This is a genomic window from Elioraea sp. (assembly GCF_051860475.1).
Classification (GTDB): Bacteria; Pseudomonadota; Alphaproteobacteria; order Acetobacterales; family Acetobacteraceae; genus Elioraea.
On sequence record NZ_JBHYDW010000044.1, the window covers coordinates 12167 to 27345 of the forward strand.

Annotated in this window: 13 protein-coding genes and 1 tRNA gene; 2 read left to right on the forward strand and 12 right to left on the reverse strand. The window is 69.3% G+C overall.

Features of this window, described 5'->3' with window-relative positions:
* Positions 1-11: 11 nt before the first annotated feature.
* From cas10 to gatC, 12 genes are all read right to left on the reverse strand, one after another.
* Positions 12-2534 carry a type III-A CRISPR-associated protein Cas10/Csm1 gene (gene cas10, locus ACTIFU_RS10150; RefSeq protein WP_439578188.1) on the reverse strand — a complete coding sequence of 841 codons (2523 nt, stop codon included), beginning with the start codon at positions 2532-2534 and terminating at the stop codon, positions 12-14.
* Positions 2531-3595, reverse strand: coding sequence for a CRISPR-associated ring nuclease Csm6 (gene csm6 / locus ACTIFU_RS10155; protein WP_439578189.1), 1065 nt, complete (start codon positions 3593-3595; stop codon positions 2531-2533). The genes cas10 and csm6 overlap by 4 nt, the downstream gene beginning before the upstream one ends.
* A 31-nt stretch (positions 3596-3626) precedes the next feature.
* Positions 3627-4490, reverse strand: coding sequence for a CRISPR system precrRNA processing endoribonuclease RAMP protein Cas6 (cas6, locus tag ACTIFU_RS10160; RefSeq protein ID WP_439578190.1), 864 nt, complete (start codon positions 4488-4490; stop codon positions 3627-3629).
* Positions 4491-4996: 506 nt separating this feature from the next.
* Positions 4997-5089 (reverse strand) — tRNA-Ser (locus tag ACTIFU_RS10165).
* A 76-nt stretch (positions 5090-5165) separates the two neighbouring features.
* A complete protein-coding gene (locus ACTIFU_RS10170) occupies positions 5166-5810 on the reverse strand; it encodes a glutathione S-transferase family protein (protein WP_439578191.1) in 645 nt (214 codons plus the stop codon).
* Positions 5811-5881: 71 nt separating this feature from the next.
* Positions 5882-7243, reverse strand: a complete 1362-nt coding sequence (locus ACTIFU_RS10175; RefSeq protein WP_439578192.1) for an alpha,alpha-trehalose-phosphate synthase (UDP-forming) — start codon at positions 7241-7243, stop codon at positions 5882-5884.
* Positions 7228-9024 carry a glycoside hydrolase family 15 protein gene (locus ACTIFU_RS10180; RefSeq protein ID WP_439578193.1) on the reverse strand — a complete coding sequence of 599 codons (1797 nt, stop codon included), beginning with the start codon at positions 9022-9024 and terminating at the stop codon, positions 7228-7230. The genes ACTIFU_RS10175 and ACTIFU_RS10180 overlap by 16 nt, the downstream gene beginning before the upstream one ends.
* Positions 9008-9751, reverse strand: a complete 744-nt coding sequence (gene otsB / locus ACTIFU_RS10185; RefSeq protein WP_439578194.1) for a trehalose-phosphatase — start codon at positions 9749-9751, stop codon at positions 9008-9010. Before otsB ends, ACTIFU_RS10180 begins: the two co-directional genes overlap by 17 nt.
* Positions 9752-9835: 84 nt before the next feature.
* The gene (gene gatB / locus ACTIFU_RS10190) at positions 9836-11287 is read right to left on the reverse strand and encodes an Asp-tRNA(Asn)/Glu-tRNA(Gln) amidotransferase subunit GatB (protein ID WP_439578195.1); all 1452 of its coding nucleotides are present in this window, start codon (positions 11285-11287) and stop codon (positions 9836-9838) included.
* Positions 11284-11565 carry a hypothetical protein gene (locus tag ACTIFU_RS10195; RefSeq protein ID WP_439578196.1) on the reverse strand — a complete coding sequence of 94 codons (282 nt, stop codon included), beginning with the start codon at positions 11563-11565 and terminating at the stop codon, positions 11284-11286. The genes gatB and ACTIFU_RS10195 overlap by 4 nt, the downstream gene beginning before the upstream one ends.
* A complete protein-coding gene (gatA, locus tag ACTIFU_RS10200) occupies positions 11562-13040 on the reverse strand; it encodes an Asp-tRNA(Asn)/Glu-tRNA(Gln) amidotransferase subunit GatA (RefSeq protein WP_439578197.1) in 1479 nt (492 codons plus the stop codon). Before gatA ends, ACTIFU_RS10195 begins: the two co-directional genes overlap by 4 nt.
* Positions 13037-13336 carry an Asp-tRNA(Asn)/Glu-tRNA(Gln) amidotransferase subunit GatC gene (gene gatC / locus ACTIFU_RS10205; protein ID WP_439578198.1) on the reverse strand — a complete coding sequence of 100 codons (300 nt, stop codon included), beginning with the start codon at positions 13334-13336 and terminating at the stop codon, positions 13037-13039. The genes gatA and gatC overlap by 4 nt, the downstream gene beginning before the upstream one ends.
* A 44-nt stretch (positions 13337-13380) precedes the next feature.
* Between gatC and ruvX the strand changes: the two genes are divergently transcribed.
* The gene (gene ruvX, locus ACTIFU_RS10210) at positions 13381-13848 is read left to right on the forward strand and encodes a Holliday junction resolvase RuvX (RefSeq protein ID WP_439578199.1); all 468 of its coding nucleotides are present in this window, start codon (positions 13381-13383) and stop codon (positions 13846-13848) included.
* A 52-nt stretch (positions 13849-13900) separates the two neighbouring features.
* The coding region (locus ACTIFU_RS10215; RefSeq protein WP_439578200.1) for an ABC transporter substrate-binding protein at positions 13901-15179 on the forward strand (1279 nt) is incomplete at its 3' end.

A 15179-nucleotide genomic window follows, 5' to 3' on the forward strand; every position in this document is an offset into this window, starting at 1 on the left:
GCTCACTCCTCTCAGCGGTTGCGCCACAAAGCGATGGTCGTTGCGATCTCGGGATCGGCGTCGCTCGACGCGGTGGGCGGCGGCACGGCGCGATCGAGGAGCGCCGCGAGTGCGGCGCATGCGTCTTCCTTCGCCCGGTCGAGGAAGCGGGCACGGTGGTAGCCCCACTTCGCCGCCCAGCCGCGATCCCCGACCCGTTCCTTGGTCGTGCCGACCCGACCACGCATCGCGATGAAGCCGCGCATTCGATGCAGGAAGGTCGGAGGAAGGATCTCGTCCCGCACGGCCTCGTGCAGTGCCTCCGCCAGCTTCAGCGTCGCCTCGACCTCCGACCAGGACAACACCCGGCCAAACAGCCCGAGCCTGTTCCGGCCGGCGTCCTTCGCAAGGTCCAGCATCGCATCCGCCTCCGCCGCGGCGAGCGCGATCGGGTGGTGCGGATGGACGAAGGCGATGCCGGCCGAGAGGGAAAGGTTCGGATTGCCGCCAGCGAAGCCGCAGAAATCGTCGCGCAGCCGCAACGCGAGCGGCAGGGCGGAGCGCCATGGCGCGACGAGCAGCAGGTCGTCGCCGCCAGCATAGACCGTATAGGTCATCGGGAACTCGCGCTGGAGCAGCCAGGGCAGGCGGCGCGCGAAGTAGCCGTCGATCAGCCGCGAGAGCTGCGCCGTTCGCGCCGGCGACCGATCATCCCCCAGCCCGCGGCTGAAGATCTGCCCCAGCCGATCGACATCCGCCTTGACGATGCCGAGCAACTCACGCCCCTGGAACCCTTCGCCCGCCCGCTCCTCGAGCGCCTCTGCCGCGATGTGGGCAAAGGTCATCAGGCCGCCCTTCGCCGGAGCCTCCTCGCCGCCCTGGGATGCGTGCAGCCCGAGTGCACGGTACCGCGGCGCGTCCGGATCATCCACGAGCGCGACATGGGCTCTCGGGCGCGGCACCGCGCTGCCTGTCTCGCCCTGCGCTTCGAACGCCACCGACCGCCGCGCCGCCGATCCGCGCGCCGACCACGGAACCAGTGCCAATCCGAACGGCATCGGGATGCGCTGCTCCGCCTGGGCCGCGTCGTCCTCGCCTCCCGGCGTCGCCTGGTCGACGACGGCGAAGCCATCGGCCTTGGGCAGACGCTGACCAAGGCGATAGGCGCCGTCGCAGACGACGCAGCGCGCGGCGCGGTCCGGCGGCCTCGTCACGACCGCCGGCCTCGCCCCGCACGTCACGCAGGCACCATCGGCATGGAATGGCGCATCGATCACGCCCGTGCCGACGAAGCCCTGGCCGCGCGGACTCCACCCCTGGAACGGGCGATGCTTGGTTTCCTCTAGGCGCGCCGCGAGCTCGGCCCGCACGGCGGGAAAGCCCCTACCCCGGTTCTCGAACGCCGTCGCGGCGAACGGCGTGCTTGCGGCGACGTTCAGCGCCAAGTCACCGTGCCAATGCTCGACCATCCAGCAATCAAGCGCCGCCCGCGCCTCCCCAAGCCTCGGATCAAGGTCTGCACGCGCAGGCACCAGCAGTTCCGCCTTTCCGCCAGCCGCGATCATTACGCTTGAGGCAGGCAAGTTCAGCCGCTCCCGGATCGCCAGCACCGCGGCTGCAACCGATTCGGCCATCAGGAACGACCGGGCGCGTAGAATGCGGGCAGCACCGGTGGAGCCGGCGAGCCGGAACAGCGCCGCCTGAATGCCGGAGAGGTCGAGCGCGACAAGCCGGAACTTCGGCTCAGTGCGGTCCTTGATGGCTCGCTCGCTCCAGTCCCCCACGTTCGCGTGGAAGCCAGCAAGTGCAGCGCCGATCGCCGCCACCGCCTGCGCGTGGTCGTGCAGGGACACATCCGGCTGGTCGACGGTGGAGGACGGCACCGCCCAAAGCAGCCGCTCGGACAGCGCGAGCAGTGCCTGCTCGAAGCGGTCGGCCGAAAGACCATAATGCACCGCGAAGGCGCTCCAACCCTTGAGCCAAGCATGCCAGAGAACGCCGAGGCGACGCGGCTGATCAGCCGGCGCAGGTGGCATTGGCACCAGCCCATCGGCGGAGACCTCCTCAGCCGGGTGTCGCAACGGCGTCCTGATCGCATCGCCGAGGCCGACGGCAAGGCGGGGCACCAGCGCCGTCAGCTCCACCTCGCGGAAGGTGTCCGGCTGGTCGGCGGCCGTGAACTCCGCCTCCTCGTCCCTCTTCTTGCGCTCGAGCCCGGAGGCAAGCCGGTCCGCCTCGGCGATGATCCAGTCGGCTGGGTCAGCGGGCTTGTGGTGCCGGATCGCCGCCCCGCGCAGCCGCTGAGCATCGAGCCCTTCAGGCCAGCGCGCCTCCGCCGTTTCGAAGAAGAAGTCGGTCCAGAGGGCATGGCGGTGCGTGTAGCGGCCGTGCTCGCCAGATGGCAGGATCGATGCCTGCAAGCCGTCGAAATTCTGGCCCTGGTAGGCCGCGCGCAGGGCCTGCTCGTTCGGATGCGCCCGCTGCGCCAGCTTGCCGATGTCGTGCAGCAGTCCGGCGAGCGCGGCTTCGCGCGGAGACAACAACGCGGTACTCATGGCGCCTCAGGAATGATACGGATCGCCTCCGCCGGCAGCGCGAGCCGATAGGCCGTGTTCGGGCGGCGCCCTTCGCGCCGGATTTGATAGGGCGCGGCCTCGGGACCGAGCGCTTCGCGCATTATCCGGTTCAGTATCGAAACTTTTTCGGCCAGAAAGTTCTTGTCCATGCCGTTCGCAAGGGCCCGTCGCGCCGTATGCACGGCGGCATGCTCCGACGAGCCGGCAGCGCGCGCGATGGCAGCAACGCAGGCACGCGCCAAGGCCTCCGGCACGCCGTTCTCATGGGTCCAAAGCAGGGCGTCCTCGCCACGCCGGGCGCGTTCCGCAAACCACAGCAGGACGCCAAAAAGCGAGGGTGTCAGCCGGCAGGGTATCGCACCGAACCGGGCGGTGGTGCTGCGGGTGTCGAGCTCGAGGACGGGCGGGAGCAGCGCCGCCTGCGCGGCTTCGACCGCGGCGGCGTAGCTTGCCCCGATCGCCTCGGCACGCCACTGGCCGCGCAGCCGCACGAACGGAATCTCTGCGAGCACGACGCGGCAGTCTCTGGTGTCCACGGTCCCGCCATCCGACAGTGGCAGCCGGCGTGGGGGATCGGGCGGGAAAAAGAAATCCTCCCGCGCCTGGAAGCGCTCGTCCACGAGCACGTGCGTGAGCTGGTCCTGCGCGCGTCCGAACAGCGAGAGCGCCATCCCGGCGAGACAACCCATGGTCTTGCGTCCGCCGGCGATGGAAACGTGCAGCTGAACATCGGGATCGGCGGTGGCGGCCCGGATGGCGGTGGTGATGGCATCCGCCGCCGCCTGGTTGTCGTCCGCGCTGGCGATGTCATCGAGCGGCCGCCCCGTGCGATCGCGCATCAGCAGGATTTCTGGCGGCGGCAACGCCACGCCAAGCTGAGCGGAGAGTTCGGTGAGCGCCGCCGGCAGCAGGCGATGTGCCACCGCCTCGCCCTGCGCGGTGGTGAGCAGCGCGATCTCCTGCGGTGCCGCTGGTGGCTCCCGCTGCGCCAGAGCCCAGATCGTCTCAGTCACCACCTGCGGCGACAGGCCGGTGATCACGAGGAGTCGTAGCCTCCGTGCAGTTGGCGCCTTACTCGGCATGGAGCTCAATCCCGCCGAAACCCATTGAGGCACCCTTACCAACATGCAGGATGGAGGCGAGCCAAAGCAACGGCCACAGGTCGGGGGTCGCGCGGAGATCAAGTCGCGCCTCGCCGACGATCCCACCGAGCTGCATCGTAGTGTGCTGGGGCGACCTGAACCGGGTCGTCTCCAGCCACCCGAAGCGGGTTACCGCCCACGCCAGCGCGCGCGCCTGCTCCCGAACGCTTGGGATGGTGGCCGCGGGCACCACGACGCCGAGGAGCCGCGCCCGGCGCAGGATGGCGCCGATGAGTTGCCCTGCCGTCAGGCTTCGCCCTGTGACGAGGTCACCGCTCAGCCGCAGGCGCAGCGGTGTCATGATGCGGAGGCGCACGGCTGGTGGCGCCGGTGGCGGCTGTAGATCAACCGGCTCGATGCCGTGCAGACGGCCGGCGACCGCCGCCGTGGCGCTTCCCGATGAGGTGACCGAGAGGCAGACGAACGGCACTCGCCGACGCGTCAGGCCATGCGCCGCGCCGTCGAGGACAGCCTGCATCACATAGGCGGTAGCGGCCTCGGCGCTGCCGAGAAGCGTCAGGCGCACGCGGAAGGGCTGACCGGCGTGTACCCACCCGCCCGGTGGGGTTGGCTCCGGTGCCAGGACATAGGGGCGAGGTTCATCGTGATCGGGATCGCTGCCGAAGAAGCGTGGAAAGATGCAGACCGCCGCAAGCGGGCAGCCCTCGCATGGTCGCATCCGCATCACGCAGACGAGACGCTTGAGGGCAAAGCCGAATGCTCCGCGCCAAACCGAGCCGGAGTAGGGCTGGAGGCGGACATCGCCCTTGGGGGCAAATGCGAAATCAGCCACTCGAAGGCCGGAAAGAACCGGAGCCGCTGTCATAGCGACGAGTTCAGCGCAAAAGCGCAGGCGTTGTGAAGCCTCCGCAATATTGTCGGGCGTTTCCCGGAGTAGCGTTCCGACAGCCCGGCGCGCCAAGCCCGGGGTCGCTCGGGGCGACTTCGGCGATATGCCGACGGCGGTCGCTTCGGACGCCCAGACGCGATCCCGCCTCTGGCGATGAGCGGCCCGGCTCTGAGACCACTGGCATGGTTTCAGTCAGAGGGCGATCGGATGAGCGATCAATATGCGAACTTCCGTGTCGTAACCCCAACGCAATCCGCTGTCAGATCAACGCGTTAACCTTGTAGACTAAATCGGCCAAGTCCCGAGGTTTGGAGAGAAGCCGCCCTCCGGAGAGCGAAAACGGCCCTCGTTCCGCCAGCGCAGTATCAAGGCCGGCGCGCAGAGGCGCAGGAAACCTGCGGCTTTCGGCGCCGGTCACCGGCGGGGAGAATGGTCGGATACTGGGGGACTGGCGGAGGGGATGGGATTCGAACCCACGATGCGGGTTGACCCCGCATAACGGTTTAGCAAACCGCCGCCTTCAGCCACTCGGCCACCCCTCCGCCGTGAGTGGCGCGCTCACGGCGTATGCGATTGGCGCTTCTAGAGACCCCCCTGCTCCGCGTCAACCAAACCCGCTCAGGCTGCCTCGGCGCGACGCATCGGCACCGCAAAGCCGCGCTCCACCCCGGGACGTGCCATCATCCGTTCGTACCAAGCCCCCACGTTCGGGTAGTCGGCGAGGCTCACGCGATGACGTTCATGCCGCCACGCCCAGCCGAGGATCGCAAAATCGGCGATCGAAGGCTCGCCCACAGTCGCGACAAAATCGCGCCCGGCAAGCCGGCGGTCCAATACACCGTAGAGCCGGTTGGTCTCCTTCTGGTAACGCTCGAGCGGATGGCGGCGGTCCGCCTCGTCCTTCACCTGCAGGTAGGCGTGCACCTGGCCTGGCATCGGACCGAACCCGCCCATCTGCCACATCAGCCATTCCCAGACCGGAATCCGTCCGGCGAGGTCGCGCGGCATGAACCGGCCCGTCTTCTCGGCGAGATAGAGCAGGATCGCGCCGCTCTCGAACACGCTGACCGGCTTGCCGGCCGGGCCGTCGGGATCGACGATCGCCGGGATCTTGTTGTTCGGGCTCACCTTCAGAAAGGCAGGCCCGTGCTGCTCACCCTTGGTAATATCGATGACGTGAACGCGATAGGGCAGCTCCATCTCTTCCAGCGCGACCCCGATCTTTCGTCCATTGGGCGTATCGAATGTGTAGAGGTCGATCATGACTGCCTTGCTCCGTCGGTCGCGGGTGACCAGACCCTAGGGAACCGCGCTCCGGGTGTCGAGGTGCGCGCTCACCGCGCGCCGGCGCGCAGCGGCTCCGCACCGATCCTCGCAAGCGCCGCGAGAAACCCCTCTGCCCAGGCCGCAGCCGAGTTCTGCCGCAACACCGCGATGTCATCGATCCAGCGCTTCCGCCGTTCGGAAGTCGGCATGACAAGCGCTGCGTTCAGTCCCTCCGCGATCTCGTCGGGATCGTGCGGGTTGACCAGGATCGCCCCCCTCAGCTCGTCCGCGGCCCCGGCGAAGCAGGAGAGCACCAGGACGCCCGGATCCGCCGGATCCTGCGCGGCGACGAACTCCTTCGCCACCAGGTTCATCCCGTCGCGCATCGGCGTGACGAGACCCACGCGTGCGATCCGGTGGAAGCCCGCGAGCGTTGGCCGAGGCACGGCACGCGTCATCCACCGCACCGGCACCCAGTCGATGTCACCGTGATCGCCATTGATGCGCCCGGCCAGTTCATCGAGCTCTCGCCGCAGGGTTCTGTACTGCCCGACATCCCCGCGGCTCACGGGCGCGACCTGCAACAGCGTGACGCGCCCGCGATGCTCGGGGAAGCGGCGCAGCAGCGAGGCGAAGCCGCGCAGCCGCTGCGGCAGCCCCTTGGAGTAGTCCAGCCGGTCCACGCCGAGGATCAGCGCGCGGCCGCTGAGGCTCGCGGTGAGGCGCCGCGCGTCCTGACCGCGCACAGCCTTCTCCGCCTCGCGCGCGAAGTCCTCGGCATCGATGCCAATCGGGAACGGGCGGACCGGCACGTCGAACCCCGCGCCGCGGAGCGCCTCGCGCAGATTTGCCGCATCCGGCGCTGTCTGGGTGCCGATCAGGTCGCAGGACGCGAGTTCGCGCAGCAGGATGTTCCCCTGCGGTAGCGCCTGATACAGCGGCAGCGGCGGGAACGGCACGTGCAGGAAGAAACCGATCCGCTGCTTCGCGCCTGCCTCGCGCAATGCAGCCGCAAGCGGGAAATGATGGAAGTCGTGGATCCAGATCACATCGTCTGCGCGCAGGAGGGGCTTCAGCGTGCGCGCAAACGCGGTGTTCACCCGTCGATAGCCGTCCCATTCCTCGCGACGAAACTCCGCAAGTCCCATCCGGTAGTGCAGCAGCGGCCAGAGCATTCCGTTCGAGAAACCGGTGTAGTATAGTCGGTAGTCCTCCGTGGACAGGTCGATCGTTGCGTATGTCGTCTGCCCAACCGTGACAAGCGCCGGATCCCCGCCGGTCGCCGCGCCGGTCTGGCCTGACCAGCCGAACCACAACGTCTCCCTGGTCGCCAGTGCCTCCTTCAGCGCCACCGCGAGCCCGCCCGCCTGCGGCCGCTCGCGCGGCCGCGGCACCGGAACGCGGTTCGAGACGATCACCAGGCGCGCCAAAATCCTTCCTCCCACGATCGCGACAGACGCATCGCCGACAGGATCAGCCCCACCTGCGAATAGGTCTGCGGATAGTTGCCCCAGAGCTGCCCGGTCCGCGGGTCGACGTCCTCCGATAGCAGGCCCACGTGATTGCGCAAACCGAGGATGCGCTCGAACAGCGCGCGCGCCTCCTCCTCGCGGCCGATATCGTGCAGCGCGTCGACCAGCCAGAAGCTGCACACAAGGAAGGCCGTGTCAGGCGCGCCGAAATCGTCCGGCGCACTGTAGCGCAGCAGCAGGCCGTCGCGTGCAAGATGCCTCTGGATCGCTTCAACCGTTGCGATGAAGCGCGGGTCGGAGGGCGTGATGATGCCGATCTCGGGCATCAGCAGGAGCGCCGCGTCGAGCCCCTCGCCGTCGAGGCTCTCGACGAAGGCGCGTTCGGGTTCGCTCCAAGCGCGGCGCAGGATCTCATCTCGGATCGGTACGGCGCGCGCCTTCAGTCGCGTGGCCTCCTCGTCAAGTCCCACGCGCCTGGCCACGCGCGCCATCCGGTCGACCGCGGCCCAGCACATCGCCGCCGAGAAGGTGTGGATGCGATTGCGGCCGCGATACTCCCAGATCCCCGCATCCGGCGTGAGCGCCGCCTTGGCCGCCGCGGCGGCAAGCGGCTCGAGCTGATGGAACAGCATCGTGTCGCCAGGGTGCGGCAGGCGCTCGTCGAAGAACATCTGCACCGCGGCGAGGATTACGCTGCCCCAGGCGTCGTTTTGCTGCTGGTCCACCGCGGCATTGCCGACGCGCACCGGCCTGTGGCCGAGGAAGCCCGCGAGCGCGGGCGCCTCATCCTCCAGCATCGGCCCATCGGGCACGATTGGATACACCGGGCGCAACGGCACGCCGGAATCGCCCAGCACCGCGCCGGCCAGGTAGCAGATGAACTTCTCCATGGTGCGCGTGACGCCCAGCCGGTTCAGCGCCTCGACCGTGAAGAACGCATCGCGCAGCCAGCAGAACCGGTAGTCCCAGTTGCGGATCGTGTCCGGCGCCTCTGGGATCGAGGTGGTCAGCGCGGCGACGATCGCGCCGGTGTCGTCATGCGCGCAGAGCTTGAGCGCGATCGCGGCGCGGATCACGGCGTCCTGCCATTCGAACGGAACGTTCAGCAGGCGTACCCATTCGTGCCAGTAGGTGGTGGTCTCCTCCTCGAACTCGCGCGCCAGCGGTCCTGGCGCCTCGGTCAGGCTCTCGCCGGTGGCGATGATGAGCGAGAGGGGACGGTCGAGCGCAAACGCGGTCTCGTGGGCGATGAAGCCGACCGGCGCGTCGGTGGTGACGCGCATGTCCTCCGCCGGGCCGCGATAGGAGATGTGGTTGGAGCCGGTGCGGATGGAGGGCGTCTCCGCGCCCCAGCCGAACCGGGGGCGGATGCGCACGCGGATGCGCGGCCGGCCGGCGAGCGGCTGGATGCGGCGCACCAGCATGGGCGGACGGAACATCCGGCCGCGGCGGCGGAAGCGCGGCACGGTGTCGATCACCATCAGCCGGTTGCCGTCGCGGTCGGCAAGCTCGGTCTCGACCACGGCGGTGTTGCGCCGATAGCGCTGCACGCTCTCGGTGCGGTGCAGCAGGTCGATATCGGCGAAGCCGTGCTCGGGGCTGGTGCCGTCCATCAGCGCGCAGAACACCGGGTCGCCATCGAGCCGCGGCCAGCAGAGCCATGAGACGCGCGCGTTCGGGTCGATGAGCGCGGCGATCGTGCCGTTGCCGGCGACCGCGAGGTCAAGCGGCTGCGGCATCGTCCGCCTCGTCGCGCAGGGCGGCGAGCCACGCGCGCACGCCGGCGGGATCGCCGAACGCTTCGTCCACGCGCAGCCCCACCCCGCCGAGTGCCTCGGCCGCGGCGATCGCCGCCTCGTCGGTGACATCGTCGCCGACGAACACGGGCGTTCGGCCGCGGAAGGGCGCGCGGTCCATCAGCGTGGCGAGCGCGGTGCCCTTGTCGGCCGCGCGCGGCTTCACCTCCCATGCCATGTGCGCGGGCAGCAGCAGGAAGCGCTCGTCTTCGGCGATCAGGTCGCGCAGCGCGGATTCGAAGCGCGGCATCGCGGCGGGCGCGCGCCGCGCGTGCAGCGCGAAGCCGTGGCGCTTCGGCTCGTAGATCGCCCCCGGAACCGCGGCGGCGAGCGCCTCCGCCTGCGCGCGCCATGCCTCGGGGACGCCCGGCACATCGACATGCTCCGGCGCCGCGCCGACCGTGACGCGCAGCACGACGCCGTGCTCGGACGCCGCCGGCAGGCGCGCGGGGCCGAGGAATGCGTCGAGCGTGTCGAGCGGCCGGCCCGAGATCAGCGCGAGCGCACCGCCAAGGCGATCGTGCAGCGCGGTGAGCACGGAGGGCAGGGCCGGATCGACGCGCACCGCATCGGGTGTGGGCGCGATCTCGACCAGCGTGCCATCGAAGTCGAGGAACAAGGCGCCGCGGCGCAGGACATCGCCCGGCGGAGGGGGTGTTCGTAGAGTCACGCAGCGTTAATGGCAGAAAGGTGGCGGCGGTTCCCCCCTCCTCACACGATCGTGAGCAGTGATGCGGAGGCGGCGCCGCGCACGTTACGCCAGCGCCCGCTTCAGCGCCTCGTTGACCAGCGCAGGGTTCCCCTTCCCCGCCATCGCCTTCATCACCTGGCCGACGAAGAAGCCGAACAGCTTGTCCTTGCCCGACTTGTACTCCGCCACCTTGTCGGCATTGGCGGCGAGCACCTGCGCGACCGCTTCGTCGATCGCACCGGTGTCCTTCACCTGGCGCAACCCCTTCGCCTCGACGATCGCGGCCGGATCGGCGCCGGTCTCGACCATCTCCTCGAACACCTGCTTGGCGATGCGGCCGGAGATCGTGTCGTCGGCGATCAGGTCGAGCAGCTTGCCGAGTGCGGCAGCCGAGACGGGCGAATCCGCGATGCCGCGGCCGGTGCGGTTGAGTGCTGCGAACAGATCGCCCATCACCCAGTTCGCCACCTGCTTCGCATCGCGTCCCTTCGCCACGGATTCGTAATAGTCGGCGATCGCCTGCTCGGCCACCAGCACGCGTGCGTCATAGGCCGAGAGGCGGTAGTCGCGCTGGAACCGCGCCGCCTTCGCGTCCGGCAGCTCAGGCAGATGCGCCTTCAGGCTCTCCACCCAGGCCGGGTCGAGCTCGAGCGGCAGCAGGTCCGGATCGGGGAAGTAGCGGTAGTCGTGCGCGTGCTCCTTCGAGCGCATCGGGCGCGTCACGCCGCGGTTCGGGTCGAACAGGCGCGTCTCCTGCTGCACCTCGCCGCCCGACTCCCAGACCTCGATCTGCCGCCGCCCCTCGGCCTCCACCGCCTGCATGACGAAACGGATCGAGTTGACGTTCTTCACCTCGCAACGCGTGCGGTACATCTCGCCCGGCTTGCGCACCGAGACGTTCACGTCGGCGCGGAGCGAACCCTCCTCCATGTTGCCGTCGCAGGTGCCGAGATAGCGCAGGATCTGGCGCAGCTTGGCGATGTAGGCGCCGGCTTCCTCGGGCGAGCGGATGTCGGGCTCGGAGACGATCTCCATTAGCGCCACACCGGCGCGGTTCAGGTCGATGTAGGACTTGGTCGGGTGCTGGTCGTGCAGCGACTTGCCCGCGTCCTGTTCGAGATGCAGGCGCGTGATGCCGATCGTGCGCGAAGACCCGTCGGCGAGGTCGATGACGATCTCGCCCTTGCCGACGATCGGGTGCTGGTACTGCGAGATCTGATAGCCGGCGGGCAGGTCGGCGTAGAAGTAGTTCTTCCGGTCGAAGCGCGACCAGAGATTGATCTCCGCCTTCAGCCCGAGCCCGGTGCGGATCGCCTGCGCCACGCACTCGCGGTTGATCACGGGAAGCATGCCCGGGAAGGCGGCATCGACGAAGCTCACCTGCGTGTTGGGCGCGGCGCCGAAGGCTGTGGCGGCCCCGGAGAACAGCTTCGCGTTCGAGATCACCTGGGCGTGGATCTCCAGCCCGCAGACGATCTCCCAGGTGCCGGTGCGGCCTTCGAGTGTGTAGGTCATGGCATCACCTTTATCGCCAGCCCGACGATCGCACCGACAAGGCCAAAAATGGCGAACTGCATTAGGCGATTCTCTCTTTCGAGGCGTCCGACTTTTACCTCGAGCGAACGAATTCGTGTGTTTGCCCATGCGATAAATGGCAACCAATGCTCATCTCTAGGCAGATTCGCGTAATCGCCACTGATGCTATCGCGACGAAAATCGAGGACCTGCTTCAATTCTACAACGGACGACGAGGCCTCCCACGTGAGTTCAGTGTTCGGATCCGTATAGCTCATATCCCCGCCCTCACCTGCGGCAGCGTGTCGAACCCGGCCGCCGCCTCGATCGCGGCAGCGACGCGGAACACCGTCTCCTCGTCGAACGCCCGGCCGAGCACCTGCAACCCGAGCGGCAGGCCCGACGCATCCAGCCCCGCCGGCACGCTGATCCCCGGCAGCCCGGCGAGGTTCGCCGGCACGGTGAACACATCGTTCAGGTACATCGTCACCGGGTCGTCCTGCTTCTCGCCGATCGCGAAGGCCGAGGAGGGCGTCGCCGGGGTCAGGATCGCATCGACGCTGCGATACGCCTCGTCGAAGTCGCGCTGGATCAGCGCGCGCACCTTCTGCGCCTTCAGGTAATAGGCGTCGTAGTAGCCGGCCGAGAGCACATAGGTGCCGATCAGGATGCGCCGGCGCACCTCCGCGCCGAAGCCGGCGCCGCGCGTCGCCTCGTAGAGATCATCGAGATCGCCCCCGTCCACGCGCAGCCCGTAGCGCACGCCGTCATAGCGCGCGAGGTTCGACGACGCCTCGGCCGGGGCGACGATGTAGTAGGTCGGCAGCGCGTAGCGCGTGTGCGGCAGCGAGATGTCGTGGATCGTCGCCCCCGCCTCCTTCAGCCAGGCGATGCCCTGCTGCCAGAGCGCCTCGATCTCGGGCGCCATGCCGTCGAGCCGATACTCCTTCGGCACGCCGATGCGCAGCCCCGCAACACCCTGCCCGAGCGCAGCCTCGAAATCCTTCACTGCAACGTCGGCAGAGGTGCTGTCCTTCGGATCATGCCCCGACATCTCGCGCAGCAGGATCGCCGCGTCGCGCACGGTGCGCGCGATCGGCCCGGCCTGATCGAGCGACGAGGCGAAGGCGACGATGCCCCAGCGCGAGCAGCGCCCGTAGGTCGGCTTGATGCCGACCGTGCCGGTGAAGGCGGCCGGCTGGCGGATCGAGCCGCCGGTGTCGGTCGCGGTCGCGCCGAGGCAGAGCCGCGCCGCCACCGCGGCGGCCGAACCGCCCGAGGAGCCACCAGGCACGAGATCGCGGTTGTCGCCGCGCCGGCGCCAGGGGTTCACCACGGTGCCGAACGCGGACGTCGTGTTCGACGAGCCCATGGCGAACTCGTCGAGGTTGGTCTTGCCGAGGCACACCGCGCCGGCGGCCCAGAGCTTGGCGCTGACCGTGCTCTCGTAGGGCGGGATGAAGGTGCCGAGGATGCGGCTCGCCGCGGTGGAGCGGATGCCGGAGGTGCAGAACAGGTCCTTGATCGCGAGCGGGATGCCCTCGAGCGGCCGCGCCTCGCCACGCGCGATCCGCGCATCGGCGGCGGCCGCATCGGCGAGCGCGCGCTCGGGCGTGACCGTGATGAAGGCGTTCAGGTCCTTCAGCCGCTCGATCGCAACGAGATGCGCCTCGGCGAGCTCCTTCGCGCTCACCTGCTTCTTCGCCAGCGCCGCACGTGCGTCGGCCAGCGTGAAGTCGGTCAGCGCGGTCATTCCACCACCTTCGGCACCGCGAAGAACGAGCCCATCGCGTTGTCGGCGCGGTCGGGCGCGTTGGCCAGGATCGCGTCGTGGAGGTCGCCGTCGCTCACCACGTCCTCGCGCATCTTCAGCGCCATGCGCATGGCACCCGGCAGCGGCTCCACCCCCTCGGTCTGGACCTCGGAGAGCTGCTCGATCCAGGCAAGGATGTGGTTCAGCTCGCCCTGGAGGCGCGCGACCTCCTCCTCCTTCACGCGGATGCGGGCGAGCAACGCAATGCGTCGGACGGTCTCGGCGTCGAGCGACACCTGGCTACTCCTTCGATTGAAGCCGGGGGTGTTACCATCGGCCTATGCTGGTTGCCAGTGTCGCGGCCTTGCGGGCCGCCCTGCCGAGGGGCGCGCGGCTGATCGGGCTTGATCCCGGGTCGAAGACGATCGGGGTCGCGCTCTCTGATGTCGGGCTGATGATCGCCTCGCCCTACGGGGCGCTGAAGCGGGGCAAGCTGAAGGCCAACGCGGCCGAGATCGCGGCGATCGCGGCGAAGGAGGGTGCGGGCGGTGTGGTGGTGGGCCTGCCGCTGTCGATGGACGGCACGGCCGGGCCGGCCGCCCAGGCCGCGCGCGACTGGGCGAGCGCGCTTGCCGCCGCCCTCGGCCTGCCGGTGGCGCTGTGGGACGAGCGGCTCTCCTCGGCTGCCGTGAACCGGATGCTGATCGGCGAGGCGGACCTGACGCGCGCGCGCCGCGCCGCGGTCGTGGACAAGGCAGCGGCCGCCTACATGCTGCAAGCCGCCCTCGACGCGACCCGGCCGGGTTGACACGCCCTGCGTCATCCCCTGACGTATCCGCCCAAGAACCGGGGAGACGACGATGATGCGAACCGCCGCTGCGCTGGCTCTCGCGCTCCTGGCCACGCCCGCCGCCGCGCAGGGCACACTGCGCATCGGCCTCTCGGCCGATCCCAACATGCTCGACCCGGCGCAGTCCGGCAGCGTGTTCGAGCGCGTGGTGTTCGCCGCCCTGTGCGACAAGCTGATCGATCTCGACCCGCAGCTCCGCTACGTCCCGCAGCTCGCGACCGAGTGGCGTTGGGGCGATGACGGCCGCTCGCTGACGCTGCGGCTCCGCGACGGCGTGGTCTTCCACGACGGCACGCCCATGGACGCAGCGGCGGTGAAGGTGAATCTCGACCGCTACCGCGAGGCGCGCGAGAGCCGGCGCAAGTCAGAACTCCGCTCGGTGAGCGCGGTCGAGGTGGTCGATCCGCTGACCGTCCGGCTGACCCTGTCGCAGCCCGACGCGCCGCTGCTCGCGGTGCTGGCGGATCGCGCGGGGATGATGATGTCGCCGGCTGCGATCGCCGCCCTCGGCGAGCGCATCCACACCAACCCGGTCTGCGCCGGGCCGTTCAAGTTCGTCCGCCGCGTGACGCAAGAGGTGGTCGAGCTCGAGCGCTTCCCCGGCTACTGGGACGCGGGGCGCATCCATCTCGACCGCGTCGAGTACCGCCCCATCCCGGACGGCACGGTGCGGCTTCTGAACCTGCGCGCCGGCCAGCTCGACCTGATCGAGCGCGTCACCCCGTCCGACGTCGCCTCGGTCGAGCGCGACCGGTCGCTCAGGCTGATCGCCGGCACGGCGATGGCATACCAGACCATGACCTTCAATGTCGGCGTCGGCGAGCGGGCAACGCGGCCGCTCGGCGCCGATCCGCGCGTGCGCGCGGCCCTGGAGGCGGCGATCGACCGCAACGTCATCAACCAGGTGGCGCTGGAGGGGCGGTTCGTGCCGTCGAACCAGTTCGAGGCGCCGGACAGCACCTACTGGGTGGCGGAGCGGCCGGTGCCGCCGCGCGACGTCGCTCGCGCCCGGGCGCTTCTGCGCGAGGCCGGGCACGAGCGCGTCGCGTTCGAGCTCGCGGTGGCGAACTCCCCGGTCGAGCGCCAGGTGGCCGAGGTGATCCAGGCCATGGCGGCCGAGGCCGGGTTCGACGTCAGCATCCTCGCCTCGGAGAGTGCCAGCATGGTCGCCGCCAACCGGCGCGGCGACTACGACGCGGCGATCGTGATCTGGTCTGGCCGGCCGGACCCCGACGGCAACATCGCGATCTGGCTGCAATGCGACGGGTTCATGAACTGGGGCAAGTACT